The sequence below is a fragment of the Christiangramia sp. LLG6405-1 genome (assembly GCF_045055805.1).
Lineage (GTDB): Bacteria > Bacteroidota > Bacteroidia > Flavobacteriales > Flavobacteriaceae > Christiangramia.
In genome coordinates this window covers 138,565-154,226 of record NZ_CP159330.1, presented here as the reverse complement: position 1 = coordinate 154,226, position 15,662 = coordinate 138,565, and the positions used below count along the sequence as shown (strand labels likewise).

Annotated in this window: 18 protein-coding genes and 1 tRNA gene; 15 read left to right on the top strand and 4 right to left on the bottom strand. The window is 37.9% G+C overall.

Translation table 11 applies throughout. The features are described from left to right. Positions 1 to 5: 5 nt before the first annotated feature. Both ABVM50_RS00765 and folP read right to left on the bottom strand, forming a co-directional pair. Positions 6 to 779 carry a diadenylate cyclase gene (locus tag ABVM50_RS00765; protein ID WP_141878509.1) on the bottom strand — a complete coding sequence of 258 codons (774 nt, stop codon included), beginning with the start codon at positions 777 to 779 and terminating at the stop codon, positions 6 to 8. A 30-nt stretch (positions 780 to 809) separates the two neighbouring features. After that, positions 810 to 1,640 (bottom strand): dihydropteroate synthase, encoded by an 831-nt coding sequence (folP, locus tag ABVM50_RS00760; protein WP_405199535.1) that lies wholly within the window; start codon positions 1,638 to 1,640, stop codon positions 810 to 812. Positions 1,641 to 1,722: 82 nt separating this feature from the next. On the opposite strand from folP, the gene ABVM50_RS00755 reads away from it, so the two are divergent. From ABVM50_RS00755 to ABVM50_RS00725, 7 genes are all read left to right on the top strand, one after another. Then, the gene (locus ABVM50_RS00755; protein WP_405199534.1) at positions 1,723 to 2,268 is read left to right on the top strand and encodes a DUF1599 domain-containing protein; all 546 of its coding nucleotides are present in this window, start codon (positions 1,723 to 1,725) and stop codon (positions 2,266 to 2,268) included. Between the two features lie 17 nt (positions 2,269 to 2,285). Further along, entirely contained in the window at positions 2,286 to 3,380 is a 1,095-nt protein-coding gene (locus ABVM50_RS00750) for a BT_3928 family protein (protein ID WP_405199533.1), read from the top strand. 145 nt (positions 3,381 to 3,525) lie between these two features. Further along, entirely contained in the window at positions 3,526 to 4,278 is a 753-nt protein-coding gene (tpiA, locus tag ABVM50_RS00745) for a triose-phosphate isomerase (protein WP_405199532.1), read from the top strand. Beyond that, positions 4,278 to 5,111, top strand: coding sequence for a 50S ribosomal protein L11 methyltransferase (gene prmA / locus ABVM50_RS00740; RefSeq protein WP_405199531.1), 834 nt, complete (start codon positions 4,278 to 4,280; stop codon positions 5,109 to 5,111). Before tpiA ends, prmA begins: the two co-directional genes overlap by 1 nt. 55 nt (positions 5,112 to 5,166) lie before the next feature. Beyond that, positions 5,167 to 5,442: an ATP-dependent Clp protease adaptor ClpS gene (locus tag ABVM50_RS00735; protein ID WP_405199530.1), complete on the top strand. Its 276-nt coding sequence runs from the start codon at positions 5,167 to 5,169 to the stop codon at positions 5,440 to 5,442. A gap of 99 nt (positions 5,443 to 5,541) precedes the next feature. Further along, entirely contained in the window at positions 5,542 to 6,375 is an 834-nt protein-coding gene (locus ABVM50_RS00730; RefSeq protein ID WP_405199529.1) for a M57 family metalloprotease, read from the top strand. A 134-nt stretch (positions 6,376 to 6,509) separates the two neighbouring features. Continuing rightward, positions 6,510 to 6,583, top strand: a tRNA-Arg gene (locus tag ABVM50_RS00725). A 97-nt stretch (positions 6,584 to 6,680) separates the two neighbouring features. On the opposite strand, the gene ABVM50_RS00720 is transcribed toward ABVM50_RS00725, so the two are convergent. Continuing rightward, positions 6,681 to 7,028, bottom strand: coding sequence for a hypothetical protein (locus ABVM50_RS00720; RefSeq protein WP_405199528.1), 348 nt, complete (start codon positions 7,026 to 7,028; stop codon positions 6,681 to 6,683). A gap of 189 nt (positions 7,029 to 7,217) precedes the next feature. Here ABVM50_RS00720 and ABVM50_RS00715 point away from each other — a divergent pair, with 189 nt between their 5' ends. Further along, on the top strand, positions 7,218 to 7,871 hold the full coding sequence (locus tag ABVM50_RS00715; RefSeq protein ID WP_405199527.1) for a DUF2461 domain-containing protein: 654 nt from the start codon (positions 7,218 to 7,220) through the stop codon (positions 7,869 to 7,871). A 10-nt stretch (positions 7,872 to 7,881) separates the two neighbouring features. Beyond that, complete coding sequence (locus ABVM50_RS00710) at positions 7,882 to 8,394, top strand: adenine phosphoribosyltransferase (RefSeq protein ID WP_405199526.1); 513 nt, start codon at positions 7,882 to 7,884, stop codon at positions 8,392 to 8,394. On the opposite strand, the gene ABVM50_RS00705 is transcribed toward ABVM50_RS00710, so the two are convergent. Then, the gene (locus tag ABVM50_RS00705; protein WP_141878498.1) at positions 8,391 to 8,543 is read right to left on the bottom strand and encodes an SsrA-binding protein; all 153 of its coding nucleotides are present in this window, start codon (positions 8,541 to 8,543) and stop codon (positions 8,391 to 8,393) included. The genes ABVM50_RS00710 and ABVM50_RS00705 overlap by 4 nt on opposite strands. Before the next feature lie 156 nt (positions 8,544 to 8,699). Here ABVM50_RS00705 and ABVM50_RS00700 point away from each other — a divergent pair, with 156 nt between their 5' ends. From ABVM50_RS00700 to ABVM50_RS00675, 6 genes are all read left to right on the top strand, one after another. Next, positions 8,700 to 9,644 carry a calcium/sodium antiporter gene (locus ABVM50_RS00700; protein WP_405199525.1) on the top strand — a complete coding sequence of 315 codons (945 nt, stop codon included), beginning with the start codon at positions 8,700 to 8,702 and terminating at the stop codon, positions 9,642 to 9,644. 241 nt (positions 9,645 to 9,885) lie between these two features. Further along, entirely contained in the window at positions 9,886 to 12,072 is a 2,187-nt protein-coding gene (locus ABVM50_RS00695; RefSeq protein ID WP_405199524.1) for a glutamine synthetase III, read from the top strand. A 372-nt stretch (positions 12,073 to 12,444) separates the two neighbouring features. Further along, complete coding sequence (locus ABVM50_RS00690) at positions 12,445 to 13,839, top strand: hypothetical protein (RefSeq protein ID WP_405199523.1); 1,395 nt, start codon at positions 12,445 to 12,447, stop codon at positions 13,837 to 13,839. 78 nt (positions 13,840 to 13,917) lie between these two features. Further along, on the top strand, positions 13,918 to 14,451 hold the full coding sequence (locus ABVM50_RS00685; RefSeq protein WP_405199522.1) for a hypothetical protein: 534 nt from the start codon (positions 13,918 to 13,920) through the stop codon (positions 14,449 to 14,451). 3 nt (positions 14,452 to 14,454) lie between these two features. Next, complete coding sequence (locus ABVM50_RS00680) at positions 14,455 to 15,249, top strand: CsgE family curli-type amyloid fiber assembly protein (RefSeq protein WP_405199521.1); 795 nt, start codon at positions 14,455 to 14,457, stop codon at positions 15,247 to 15,249. After that, complete coding sequence (locus tag ABVM50_RS00675; RefSeq protein ID WP_405199520.1) at positions 15,250 to 15,660, top strand: curli assembly protein CsgF; 411 nt, start codon at positions 15,250 to 15,252, stop codon at positions 15,658 to 15,660. Positions 15,661 to 15,662 lie beyond the last annotated feature (2 nt).

Below are 15,662 nucleotides of genomic sequence, written 5' to 3'. Positions count from 1 at the left end.
TATTCTTAGCTTATGTCTTCTTTGATCTTAACCTTCAGTTCGTCCATCGTTTCGAACATCACGAACTGCCCATCCCTTATATAAGAGGTCTGTCCAGATTCTTCACTAACCACTAGAGCCAGCGCATCAGTTTTTTCAGTAATTCCTACCGCAGCACGATGTCTTAGTCCGAATCTTAAAGGAATGGATCTGTCATTGGATACAGGTAGAATCACTCTGGTGGCGGTGATCATACTTTCTTCGATGACCATCGCACCGTCATGCAGCGGACTGTTTTTGAAAAATATCGATTCAATAATGGGCTGATTCAGCTTGATCTTCATTTTATCTCCCGTATTCTTTACGAAGTCAAGTTTATTGTTCTTTTGAATGACCATCAAAGCGCCGGTATAGGTTTTCCCCATTGCTTCGCAAGCATCAATGATGGCTTCCACATCTAATTTCGAGCGCACATCATCCCTGCTAATTTTGAAACTTCGTAAGAATCGGCCTTTTTGTGTGAAATTTGTGGAACCAATCATTAAGAGGAATTTCCTGATCTCCTGCTGAAAAACCACGATTAGAGCAAACACTCCAACCCCAACGAATTCACCCAGAACACTGCTAAGTAATTCCATTTGAAGTAGCTGTGTAAGCAGCCAAACCAGGTAAATAACCACAATCCCGATAAAAATATTAACGGCCGCAGTACCTCTAACCAGTTTGTAAACGTAGTAGAGTAGAAGGGCGACAAAAACAATATCTAGAATATCGAGGATGCGAAGATCTATGATGTCCAAATGCAGTGGTTTTTTGTAAAAATAGAAAAACTAAACGTAGTTATTGAGTTCACCGGTTAATTTGATGCATTCCACGGCCTCTTTTACATCATGAACCCTCAAAATTGAAGCTCCTTTATTAACTGCGATAGTATTTAAAATGCTGGTTCCATTCAGAGCATCATCAGGTGTGGTCTTCAGGGTCTTCCAGATGAGACTTTTCCTTGAAAGTCCTGCGAGTATGGGAAGTTCAATATTTTTAAAAAGTTCCAGTTTATTCAGTAGCTCAAAATTTTGAGCAATGTTCTTAGCAAAGCCAAATCCCGGATCAATAATTAGATCATTTATTCCGGCTTTCCTGGCCGCCGAGATCTTTTCAGAAAAGTAAAAAAGAATATCTTCAGCGAGATCCTCGTATTGGTTGAGGTCTTTCATTGTTTGCGGAGTCCCTTTCATATGCATCATGATATAAGGAACCTGAAGACTGGCTACGGTTTCGATCATTTGGGCATCGAGATTCCCGGCAGAAATATCATTGATGATTGCAGCACCATTCTCAACAGCTTCTCTTGCGACTTTGGATCTAAAGGTATCTACGGAAAAGTTCACTTCTGGAAAATGCTGTTCTAATAACTTTAGCTTCGGAATAATTCGCTCTAATTCTTCTTCTTCTGAAATATCCTGCGCACCAGGCCTGGAACTATAAGCGCCAATATCCAGAAAGCTCGCACCTTCCTTCAGCATTTTTTCAGCAGAAGAAAGGATCTCTTTATCTGTCTGTTTTCTACTACCCTCAAAAAAGGAATCTGGAGTGATATTGATGATCCCCATCACTTTTGGTTCGGAAAGGTCGATGAGATTACCACGGCAATTTATAAACATGAGATGGCTTGATTTTGGTAGCGCAAATAACTTTGACTATCTGAAATATTTGACCGAAATTTACGCAAATTACAGCTACTTCATGCAAAATACCTCCGAACAATACGATGATGTCATTGGCCGTTGTCGCAGTCTTTTTCTGAATAAAATGCAGGATTATGGATGTGCCTGGCGCATTCTACGATTACCTTCTTTAACAGATCAAATCTTTATCAAGGCACAGCGTATAAGAAAACTTCAGGAAAGCGATGTTCGAAAAGTTGATGAAGATGAGAAATCTGAATTTATCGGGATTATTAATTATTCGGTGATGGCTTTGATTCAGCTTGAAAAGGGGATTGCAGATCAGCCCGATCTTGGACCTCAGGACGCAATAGATCTATATGACAAGAATATTGCCGCAACCAAGCAGCTAATGATGGATAAAAACCACGATTATGGCGAAGCATGGCGGGATATGCGAATTAGTTCCCTTACAGATCTTATCTTACAGAAGTTATTGAGAGTGAAGCAAATTGAGGACAACCAGGGAAAAACGCTGGTTAGTGAAGGGATTGATGCAAATTACCAGGATATGATCAATTATTCTGTATTTGCCATGATCCATTTCCAGGAAGCCGAAAAATAATTCAGAATATATAGCATATGAAAGCAATTGTAGGTATTTGCAGAGTCCTGGTAGGTGTACTTTTCATCTTCAGCGGATTCATAAAACTGAATGATCCCTTAGGTTTTTCATATAAACTACAGGAATACTTCAGTGAACCGGTACTGGACATTCCGGCGCTTATACCATTTGCTCTTATTATCGCTATTTTACTGGTAATCTTTGAGCTAGTGCTTGGGATCATGCTGCTTATTGGGTTTGCAAGAAAATTTACAAGCTGGAGCCTGCTCCTCATGATCATTTTCTTTACGTTCCTAACTTTTTATTCGGCATACTTTAATAAAGTTACAGATTGTGGCTGTTTTGGTGATGCTATTCCGCTTACTCCTTGGGAGTCATTTTATAAAGATATCATTCTGCTGATACTGATTTTAGTATTGTTCTTTAATCAGAAATATATAGAGCCGCTGTTTCCGCAGAAATATCATAAATGGGCAATTTTCCTGAGCTTTATGGCGTGTTTCGCTTTTTGTTATCATGTGTTGATGCATCTCCCAATGCTGGATTTCAGACCCTATAAGATTGGCAATAACATAGCTGAAAAAATGGTAGTGCCCGAAGGTGCTCAGGAACCTGTGTACGAGTACCAATGGAAATTTAAGTTGGAAGGGGAGGAGAAGATTATTACAAATCAAGGCGCCTATCCTCAGGTTTCCGGAGAATTCATAGGCGTTGAGACGGTACAGATCGAAGAAGGTTATGTTCCGCCAATTCATGATTTTGTGATCGAAGGTCCGGAAGGTGATATTACAACAGATATTCTTACTACAGATAAGGTCCTGATGTTCGTTATGTATAACATAAGGTCTACTGAAATGGAAGGTTATGAAGCGATCCAGGACCTGGCAAAAGAAGCGCGGACTAAGAATTATCGTGTTATTGCACTCACAGCATCAGGCGAAGACCTGCAAGCTAAACTCCAAGAGAAATTTGATCTGGACTTCGATTTCTATCAGGCAGATGAAACTGCGCTTAAAACTATTGTAAGAGCAAATCCTGGTATCCTGGTGTTAAGATCCGGTACCGTGGAGCAGAAAAAACACTGGTTCGACGCGAGCGATATCAAATTATAAGTATCTACTATCTTTTATTCTGAAAATCCTAAAAATTGAAGGTTTAGCTTTGGTTTAGGATTTCGTATTTCAGTCTTTCCTTATATTTGTCTTTTATGCTGAAACCTATAGTAGGAGAGCATCCAATCACTGAAATACATTTATCATGAGAGAACAAATAGTAGCCGGAAACTGGAAAATGAACAACGACCTTGCAGAGACTGAAGAATTGCTTGGCGAAATGAAAATGCAAATGGTTAAGGAGCCTGAAGCGACTGTTATGGTAGCTCCAGCCTTCACAAATCTATATGCTACTTTCCAGGCTTTAAAGGATACTCCCGTGATCGTGGCGGCTCAAAATATGCATGAAAGTGAAAATGGCGCTTTTACAGGTGAAATTTCAGCAAAAATGTTACAAAGTATTGGTGTTACTACGGTAATTCTTGGGCATAGTGAGAGACGTGCATATTTCCACGAAACAAATGAGCAACTGGCTAAGAAAGTAGACGCAGCGATCGCAGCTGAGATGCGAGTAATCTTTTGCTTTGGAGAAGAGCTGGAAGACCGTAAAAATGACAAACATTTTAGTTTAGTAGAATCACAATTAAAGGAAGCTTTATTTCATCTTTCCGAAGATGCATGGAAAAATATCATCCTAGCCTACGAACCAGTTTGGGCAATTGGAACTGGTGAAACTGCAAGCCCAGAACAAGCTCAGGAAATGCATAAACATATACGTACATTATTAAAAGACAATGTAAGCGCTGGTGTAGCTGAAAATACTTCGATCCTTTATGGAGGTAGTGTAAAACCGGCAAATGCCAGAGAGATCTTTGCGAAAGAAGATGTAGATGGCGGCCTGATTGGTGGTGCCAGTCTGAAAGCAGTTGATTTTCTTGAGATCGTAAACTCATTTTAATGACCGGACATTATTACGAATATCATTTCACGATACAACCGGTCGCACCAGCTTCAGAAATACTGATCGCAGAACTAGGGGAACTTGGTTTTGAAAGTTTTGTTGAGAATGAAGATGGAATTACCGCTTATGTGCCGGAAGAGCAATTTGCAGATTATTTACTGGATGAGGTGCATATTCTCAAATCTGAAGAATTCAGTATTGATTATAAAGTAAAGAAAATCGAACGGGTGAACTGGAACGAGGAGTGGGAAAAGAATTTTACTCCTATACTGGTAGATGATGAGTGCAGCGTTCGGGCGCCCTTTCACGAGAAGCCGGATACCCGGTTCGACATTGTTATAGAGCCAAAAATGTCATTTGGTACTGGTCATCATTCCACAACTCATATGATGATCCAGCATATTCTAAAGAATGACTGGGAAGGTAAATCTGTATTGGATATGGGATGTGGTACTGGAGTCCTGGCTATTTTAGCAAGAATGAAAGGTGCAACTCCTGTTGAAGCGATTGATATCGATAACTGGTGCTACCTGAACACGCTGGAAAATATTGAGCGTAACAATTGTGAAGATATTAAAGTTGAAGAAGGTGGGGCAGAATTGCTATCTGGTAGAAAATACGATGTAATTCTTGCCAATATCAATAGAAATATTTTGTTGAATGATATGGCTACTTATGTAGAGTGTCTGCAAGATTCCGGAAGTATATACTTTAGTGGATTTTATACCGAAGACCTTCCGGTAATAAAGTCGGCATGTGGAAAGCATGGTTTGAAGTTTATAGAACACATAGAAAGAAATAACTGGGTAGCTGCAAAGTTTTCATTTTAAGTATGTTACATTAATTTGTATCTTTGCAGCTTTCAGAAATTGTAATAAGTTGAAGATGAGTACGAAAGAGGAAGTTTTAGAACAGGTTGACCTGAAAACGCAAAAACAGCGTGAAAATGAGATTGTCTTATTTAATGATGATTATAACACTTTTGATCATGTGATCGAAACATTGATTTATGCTTGTGAGCATACTCCCGAACAGGCAGAACAATGTAGTATTCTGGTTCATTATAAAGGAAAATGTACTGTAAAAACCGGACCCTATGATGAATTGGAGCCACGATGCTCAAAATTGCTAGATGCAGGATTGAGTGCTGAGATCATTTAGTCCTACAGAAAATTCCTACATTTAACATAAATTATTAGTAAATATTTACAGTTTTAAGTAGTTTGCCTTCATAAGTACCCCCTTAACCTAAACTTACTTATGAAAAAAATTACACTTCTTACCCTATCTCTGGGAGTATTATTCTTTGCTTCCTGTGAAAAAGAGGATGTTTCAGAAATATCTCCAGAAACAGCTCAAGTTCAAGAAGATCAGATCTCGAAAGAGGTTCTTGAGAGAATATCTGATCTTAATTTCAATACAAAACATGTTGAAAAGCAAATGATGATGCTTCCTGATGGAAGTTCTATCGAAAATTACCTTATCGAAGGTGATATTGCTATGACTAAAGATCAATTATTTAGCATGTCTTCTGCTTCTATTACTGACAAGCAGTATCGAACCAATAACCTGGTGAGTTCACCTCGTACTGTGAATGTTATCGGATATACCGGAGGAAGCCAGGCTCTATCCAGTAAACAGAGAACAGCCCTGCAATATGCTATTGGCAATTACAATGCACTGGATCTTGGAATTACCTTTACACTTACTTTTGGAACTAACTATCAGCCTTACGATATCGTAGTTTACCAGACCAACAATGGTCAGGCGGGCGGAGTTGCAGGATTTCCTAGCAATGGTAACCCATATAAATTTGTGCAGATCTTCTCAGGTATGCAGAACTACGACACGAACACGAACGAACACGTAATAACACATGAGATTGGACATGCTGTAGGTTTAAGACATACAGATTGGTATAGTCGACAAAGTTGTGGACAAAGTGGAGAATCTGCAGGAGCTGATGGCGCAGTCCATATCCCTGGTACACCAACCGGCTTCGATTCAAATTCTATCATGCTGGCCTGTTTTGGAGGCAATGAAGACGGCGAATTTGGATATTATGATACCGTTGCCCTAAACTACTTATACTAAAAACCAAACATTGGGCACTAAGAAAAGGCGGTTCACCCGCCTTTTTTTATTTTTATTCTGAAAAGGCTTTTTAGTTTTATAAAAAGAAATTATATTTGCACCCGCTTTGCAAAACAGTAGAGCACTATTTAAAAGGCCTCGTGGCGCAACTGAATAGCGCACTTGATTACGGCTCAAGAGGTTCCAGGTTTGAATCCTGGCGAGGTCACAAAAAACTGCAACTTAGGTTGCAGTTTTTTTTTACGTCTTATCTCAAATAAAAAAAGCCCGGTTTTTCAACAGAGCTTCTTACCAGGGGGTTTTTATTAGTCGCTATAGATTCGTCGGTTAATATTTTTAATAACGTCTGCTTTGAAACTCTCAGTTTTTAGGCTATCTGGAATTTCAGTTTCTGGAAGACCTAATAAAAGCATGTGCTCTATTAGGTTTTGCTTTACACATTTTTCAATCTGTCCCAGCTTAACTCGATAACTAGATTTGCGTACGAACATTTGATCATTGTGAAAGACCTTTGTAGTTATATCCAGATCAATTAATGGTCCTTTAATTCTTGAAGAAAGATAGTAATTGAATTTAGGGTTTTTAGCATCGATTAGTGCCACTGCCTTGGGTGCAGGCGCGAGAATATCATCTCCCAGTTTTTTGAAGATCATCACAATGAGTTTTACAGGTTGGTCGCATAAATATAAAATATAGTCAGCCAGATTATTAACGGTATTGAATATAGTTTGAACGCAATAGACTGTATTTCAGATAAATGAATGTAAAACTATCTTGTAGAATTATGATTACCTATTGCAATCCCGCTGTTTTCTGCGATCTTTACAACTCAAATTTAGTATATGGATTTTAGAAGAATGTTCACTTTTTTGAGAGAACTGAATAAGAATAATTCGAAAGAGTGGATGGACGAACATCGTAAAGAATACCATCATATTCGCGACTCATACATATTATGGTTAAATGAGCTTGATATAAAACTGGCTAATGTTGATGAAAATTATGCGCCAACCGAAGGTAAGAAAGCTATCAACAGGATCAATAATAACCTGATGTTTCACCCGAATAAACCAATTTACAAGGATCATTTTGGCGCCGGTCTGGATGACAAGCCTGAAAAAGGAGATTTTTATATTCATATTGGGATCAACGGTAGCTTTGTAGCTGGTGGATTTTACCGTCCAAAAAAGTCCATACTTGATAGCATACGTTCAGCTATCGACTATAATGGTGCTGAGTTTAAAGAACTCATCGCAAAGGAATCATTTGTAGAAACTTTTGACGGACTCGTAGACGATGAAAAACTTAAAACCGCACCTAAAGGCTTTAGTAAGGATCATGAACATATCGAGCTGCTGCGGAATAAGACTTTTGCTGTTCAGGTTGACCTCACTCAAAAACAAATTCTGAAGAAGGATTTTCAGGAAAAACTTGTAGAGATCTATAGGGAGATGCTACCTTTCCGAAATTATCTGAATAAAGCAATCACAGTTTGATCTATAAAATATGGAATTGAAGAATTATATACGCGAGATCGAGAACTTTCCGAAGGAAGGAATAGGATATAAAGATATTAGTCCGCTTCTGCTGGATCATAAAGCTATGAAAGAAGTTGTTGCAAAGTTTGTAGCCAAACTTCCAGATGTAAGAATAGATAAGGTGGTAGGAATGGAGTCAAGAGGATTTTTTTTTGCCAGTCTGTTGGCACAGGAACTTAATGCCGGGTTCGTTCCGGTTAGAAAGCCGGGTAAACTGCCTGCTAAAACATTCAAACAGGAATACGACCTGGAGTATGGAAGTGATAGTCTTGAAATTCATCAGGATGCGATCCAGGAAGGCGAAAATGTGCTAATTCATGATGATGTTCTGGCAACCGGAGGAACGGCTTTAGCCACCTGCAATCTTGTGGAAAAATGCAAAGGCAATATTGTGCAATGTAATTTTTTGATAGAACTGGATTTTCTTAAAGGCAGAGACCGGATTTCAAAATATGAGGTAGAGTCACTTATACATTATTAGTCCAGCGAGTTTTTAGTAACCCATAGTCGCCATCCGATAATAGCCATCTGGGCTTTTGAAGCTTTTTGTAAGTCCAATTCCTGCTTGGAGTAACTGGGTAAAAATTTCTTATTGAACTTAGCAAGCGTCTTGAAAATTGATTTTTTCATTTGTACGTGAGATATTCCTGAAAGGTACAAATTATTCAATTTCAGTGAAATAACTTATTTGCCTGAAAATTGGTCATTTAATGCAGTGTATTCTTAGACTTAAAGAAAGTAATTACAATTCTTTGAATTCCTCTATCTTCGCAAAAAATATCATCTATGAGCGTTGTATTTCTAATTGTTGGATTTGTCCTTTTGGTAATAGGGGGAGAGTTCTTAGTTCGAAGTTCTGTAGCAATTTCACTAAAACTCAGTATTTCCAGGATGGTCGTAGGTCTTACGGTGGTCTCCTTTGCCACTTCAGCTCCAGAACTTTTAGTGAGTCTGCAGGCAGCAATTGATGGTTTTTCAGATATTTCTTTAGGTAATGTAATAGGTTCCAATATCGCTAATATTGGTTTGGTTTTGGGGTTAACAGCCATGGTTTCTCCTTTAATGGTAGATCGTGATTTCTATAGGATCAACTGGCCAATCATGATGTTATTTTCCATAGTACTCTACTTTTTTCTTCAAAGTGGAGATGTTTTATCACGTATAGAAGGCGGAATTCTCTTGCTTGGACTTGTGGGATACATGTTTCTACTAATTAAGAGGTCAAGAAGAAAAGATATAGTAGTTGCAGATGAGGTGGATCTTTCACTACAGGATGTTCGAAGTATCAAATTAGGAATCTGGCTCTTAATCGGGATTCTTGCCTTATGGGGAGGATCAGAATTACTTGTAATGGGCGCAGTAGATTTAGCAACTCAGTTAGGGATTAGCGAACGAGTGGTATCTGTGACTATTATCGCTGTTGGAACCAGTGTTCCAGAGCTGGCAGCTTCTCTTATCGCAGCAATGAAAAAGGAGAAAGCAATTTCGTTAGGGAATCTAATTGGCTCCAATATTTTCAATATCGCTTCAGTTTTAGGTTTAACCGCTTTAATTAAACCTGTAGTCGTACAATCTTCAGAAATTCTGTCGAACGATATGATCTGGATGCTGGCAATCGCATTTGCCTTATTGCCACTATTATTAATTCCGAAGCCTTCAGAAATGGGAAGAAAAGAGGGATTTGGTCTTATTGCTGCTTACGCTACGTTCATTCTGATCACGATCCTATAAGTCTTAATTTCTTCTTAAATCCCTTCGGAAGTAGGGGTGCATAATATTAATGATTGGTTAAAATTCAGAAACAACCCTAAAAAAATAGGGGGTTATCTTAAAGTGGGTGCATTTTTTAGGAAATCTGCACTCTTTTTTTGTTGCATATCGCTTATATTCGCATCTTCAATTGATAATTACTGAATTATCTGATGATCTGATAATTCAATCTTTTATAAACCAACACAATTAATATTTCAGCATGTCAACTTTAAGATTTCAAGCTTTAAAAGAAACATTGAACAGGAAGCCGGTGAAGATCAAGGAACCTCGTAGAAGGTCTGAAATTTTCGGAAAAAATGTTTTCAATGAAACTGTAATGAGACAGTTCCTAACCAAAGAAGCATATACGAATGTCGTGGAAGCTATGAACACCGGGAAGAAAATAGATCGTAATGTAGCCGATCATATTTCTACTGGAATGAAGGAATGGGCGATCTCTAAAGGAGTTACTCATTATACTCACTGGTTCCAGCCTCTTACAGGAGCAACTGCAGAGAAGCATGATTCCTTCTTTGAGCCTTTAGGTGATGGGTCGGCTATCGAAAAGTTTGGTGGAGGACAGCTTGTTCAACAGGAACCAGATGCATCAAGTTTCCCGAATGGTGGAATTAGAAATACTTTTGAAGCAAGGGGTTATACTGCATGGGATCCTACTTCTCCAGCTTTTATCTGGGGAACTACTTTATGTATTCCTACGGTATTTGTAGCTTACACAGGAGAGGCACTTGATAACAAGACACCACTACTAAGAGCTTTACAAGCAGTTGATAATGCAGCAACAGATGTTGCGAAATATTTTGATAAAAACGTAAAGAAGGTAAATGCAACTTTAGGATGGGAACAGGAGTATTTCCTGATCGATTCTGCACTTACAGCTTCGAGACCTGATATTACTCTAACCGGAAGAACATTATTAGGACATTCTCCGGCGAAAGGTCAGCAATTGGATGATCATTATTTTGGTTCTATTCCTTCAAGAGCGATCGCTTATATGATGGATCTTGAGATCGAGTGTATGAAACTTGGTATTCCGGTAAAAACCCGTCATAACGAGGTAGCACCAAACCAATTTGAGCTTGCTCCAGTTTTTGAAGAAGCTAACCTTTCTGTAGATCACAATTCATTAATTATGGATGTGATGAAGAGAGTTGGTGAAAGACACAACTTTAGTGTATTAATGCACGAAAAACCATTTGCCGGAATTAATGGTAGTGGTAAACATAATAACTGGTCCTTAGCGACAGATACCGGAGTAAACTTGTTATCTCCAGGTTCTACGCCAATGAAGAACCTTCAGTTCCTTACATTCTTTGTAAACACGATTAAGGCGGTTTATGATAATGAGGAATTATTAAGAGCTGCGATCGCAAGTGCTTCCAATGATCACCGTCTTGGAGCCAACGAGGCACCTCCAGCAATTATTTCAGTATTTATTGGAAGTCAGCTGACTAAAGTTCTTGATGAACTTGAAAAAGTGACTGATGGTAAGCTTTCTCCTCAGGAGAAAACAGATCTTAAATTGAACGTGGTTGGGAAGATTCCTGAAATTCTTCTTGATAATACAGATAGAAACAGAACTTCACCATTTGCCTTTACCGGGAATAAATTTGAATTTAGAGCTGTTGGTTCGCTAGCGAACTGTGCTGGAGCGATGACCGTACTTAACAGTATTGTAGCCAAGCAGCTTAAAGAGTTTAAAGTTGAGGTTGATAAACTTATCAAGGACAAGAAAATGAAGAAAGACGATGCCGTCTTTAATGTTCTTAGAGAGTATATCAAAAAATCTAAGAAAATTAGATTTGAAGGTGATGGATATGGTGAACCATGGGAGAAAGAAGCAGAGAAACGTGGACTTAGTAACAATAGAACTACGCCACTGGCTTTAAAAGCTCAGGTAAGCAAGAAAACAATTGCCCTTTACAAGGAACTTGGGGTAATGAATGAGACTGAGATCGAAGCAAGACATGAGATTGAACTTGAAGAGTACGCGATGAGAATTCAGATTGAAGGACGTATCCTTGGGGATATCGCCAGAAATCATATCATTCCAACGTCAATCAGATATCAGAATATCCTGATCAAAAATGTACGCGGATTGAAAGATATCTATGCTGATGATTTCGCAAGACACGCGAAAGAGCAGTTGGAGATTATAGAAAGTATTTCTTCTCATATCGCCAGTATCAATTCTAATGTGAATGCGATGATTGAAGCAAGAAAAATTGCAAACAAATTAGAAGATGCTGAAGAAAAAGCATTTGCTTACTGTGATGATGTAAAGCCTTTCTTCGAAGAAATTAGATATCACTGTGATAAGCTAGAGCTATTAGTAGACGATGAGATCTGGCCATTAGCTAAATACAGAGAATTACTTTTCACAAGATAATTTCTGAAGTTTTTAGATAAAAAAACCACGCTCTAAGCGTGGTTTTTTTGTTTAAGTTATTTTACCAACTAACTTAATTGCATAGTTAAAAGTCTAGTAAATAGGAGTTTAAACAATCGAATTATCATAAAATTTTGCTTCTTAACAATTATTTATGTTCTTCATCGATTAAAAAATTTTGAATCGTTTAAGTTATCTATATTAGGGTAAGTAATTAATTATGCAATACTAACCCTACCGCTTTTTAATTACACCTATTTTACTTATACCCTCCCCAACACATTGTCTAGTAGACAATTGACCCAATTTTCAACGCCCTGAATCTTGGAAGTGTAATTTTTTATCAACCAATATTAATTTAAATCTTTTATTATGAAAAAAGTAATTATTTGTGCGGGAGCACTAATGTTTGGGGCGGTAACTTTTGGGCAGCAAACCAATCCATCGGCGTCATCTGCAACACCTCTTGCAGGCTCTCCAGCGAACGCTAACGTAGTGGAAACGAACCAATGGGGAACCGATCAAAGGGTGAAAGTTCACCAGGTAGGGGAAAGTAACTCTGCTAAAGCGACTCAGTATAACCAGTTGGGGTCGTACGACAATAACGAAGCATATATAAGACAGTCAGGCCCAACTGGGTTCTTTGGGGATTATGCTGATGACAATGTCGCAGAATCAAAGCAAAGAGGTTACCAGAACGAAACTGCAATCATTCAAAGTGGAGATCGTAATAATGCACTTAGTAAGCAAGGAATTGGTACTTCCGGAGTTGCGGAAAGAAACCGTAGTTTGATTGTACAGGGAGGTGATGATTCGGGAATCAGTGATCAAAGCGAAGATAACTTTGCAACTACAATTCAGGCAGGAGATTATAACAGTTCCATCATTAGACAAGATGATGATAACAACGAGGCAGATGTAGATCAAAATGGAGATCATAATAAGGTAGAGATTAATCAGGACTCTTATACTCCATTTTCAGAAGCAGACGGTCACTATGCAGATGTAGATCAGGATGGTGATCACAACGAAGCTCTTGTAGAACAAGATGGATATGGTGGAAGCAATGAGGCTTTTACTACCCAGGATGGAGCATATAATGATGCATACCAATCTCAGAATAATAACAATGGTTCTGGAGCAATGACAAACGTAGCTACCATCGAACAAATCAATTCTTATAATGCAGATGCATATCAATTGCAAGTTGGAGAAGGTAATAACGCTTTAATTGAGCAAACCGGTGGTGAGTTCTATCCAGATTATGACTCTAACTACGCAGAGCAAAAGCAATACGGTGATGGGAATGAGGCTTCGATAGATCAAACTTTTACTTATGCCGGTGTGTTTGAGTCAGCTTCAGATAACTACGCTAAGCAATACCAGAAGGGTGATAATAATGAAGCTTCCTTAACACAAACTGGAAACAGCAATAAATCTCGTCAAATCCAGTATGGAGATGATAATATGGTAACTTCAGTACAGGACGGTGAGGATAACAAACTAAATACTTGGCAGTTTGGTGATGATAACCATGCTATGAGCACACAATTGGGTATAGGAAACCATGCTCTTATGGTTCAGCATGATGGACAGAGTGGTGAAGTTTACCAATCTGGACATGGTAACTCTGCAGATATATTCCAGGCTGGACCATTTGGTGGTGCTGCTCAATCTTGTGGTTTCGATGATCCATTAAACATTCCGAGCCCAGATCACGCTCCTTCAATAGATGTACAAGATCCTTGTGCAGATGGAGATTGCTAGGAATTTCAAATTCTATAAATTAATAGAACAGAAGGGGTTTCCCTTCTGTTCTTATTAAATTAATTTAAATAGCTGGTTATGAAAGAAGTGATTGATTATATAATGTCGATGATGATAATAGGGATATTACTGCTGAATACGTCAGCATTTTCTCAAACATATATTGATAAAGAAAGCCCCTTGGTTGTTGAAGATCAGACCTTGACGCAATCTGTCTTAGAGGACTTTGGTATATTTAGTATTCAAAATTCGAGAAATGGAGAGCTAACGAATAACGATGTTTTTCTGAAACAGATTGGAGATATTAATGAGGCGAACATAAGAACGCAAACTCAGTTTAGCGAGATCAATCTCACTCAACTAGGTGATGGTAATAACGCTGACATCTACTATAATGTTAATACTGCAGTAGCTGATATTATACAGCAAGGACATTATAATATTGTAAGAGACTATGTAAATCAACCTTCTGCAGATATATCACTTGATTTACAGCAAGATGGTAGCTTTATGCAATTTGAACGACATGGGGTAAACGAACTTACAAAGTCTATTAGATTTGAACAGAACAGCAATGCAACTCCCTATATAATTATTAGAAGCTATAAGTAAATTATGAAATTGGGCAAAACAATTAGTGCGAATAAGTATAAACAATGTTTGTTGTTAATATTATTATTTACTGGAACTCATTGTTTTCCCCAATTCTTCAATAAAGAAATTGTAGGTGATATCAAATTTGAGGATAAAGGAGAATACCTTGAGTTTAGTGCAACCGCTGAGAATCTTACTCCTTCAGATTATAGTCTTCGTTATGAGTTTCTGCTATATAAAACTGATAAAAATGGTAATATATCTAGATCTAATCAGGAAAATCGATTTTTTTTAGAATCTTACAAGAAGGATATTCTTTCAAGTGTTACCGTTAATAAGAGTGATGAGGGAACATTAACGGTCGTTTTACTTATTTTTGATCAGGAAGATAAACCTTTAGGAAAAGATAGAATTGAGTTAAAAAATAGTATTGAAGGTATAGAAGAGATTAAACAGGATCAAGATAAACCTGCTCCTGCAAGCCAGGAAGAGGCAAAGCCACAGGATGGTTTTTCGCTAAATGGTTTAGTGGTGGAAAATACTATTACTAAAGTTGGACGGGATTTCTTTAAATATTTCTATTCAGAATTTTACAATAAGGAAATAAAAACGAGTTCTGATATCGAAATCGATGAGGTTCCTGGGCGAGGTAGAATGACTATGTTGTCTGTAAAAGTTGGAAATCAGGTAATTATGAGGTTTTTTGGCCAACCAAAAAAAGAATATTTGCAAAATATGGCAAGTGTAGCTTTACAAAGAGCAATAGCTCAATTACAAAAATTAGAACAACAGGAAAGTAACTTTAAACATTATTAGATGAAAATTAGACTACTTATATTCTTCGTATTATTGACTGGAATTGAGGCTTATAGTCAACAACTAACATATACACCAACGAATCCAGCATTCGGAGGAAGCTACTTAAATTATAGTTGGATGTTAAGTTCTGCCACAGTTCAAAATGGTTTAAAAGCTAGAACTGATCCAAGTTCTCAACAATCAGAACTAGAAACTTTAGGCCAGGATATTAATCGTCAGGTTCTTAGTCAAATTTCCAGGACTCTTTTGCAACAGCAATTAGAGGGATTCGGAAATTTTGATCAGGAAGGGACCTTTAGCTACGGTAATCTTACTCTCGAGATATACAGAACTCTTGAAGGTCTAGTTATTAATATACTGGATACCACAACCGGAGAGGAAACTCAAATTATAGTCCCATATAATTAATT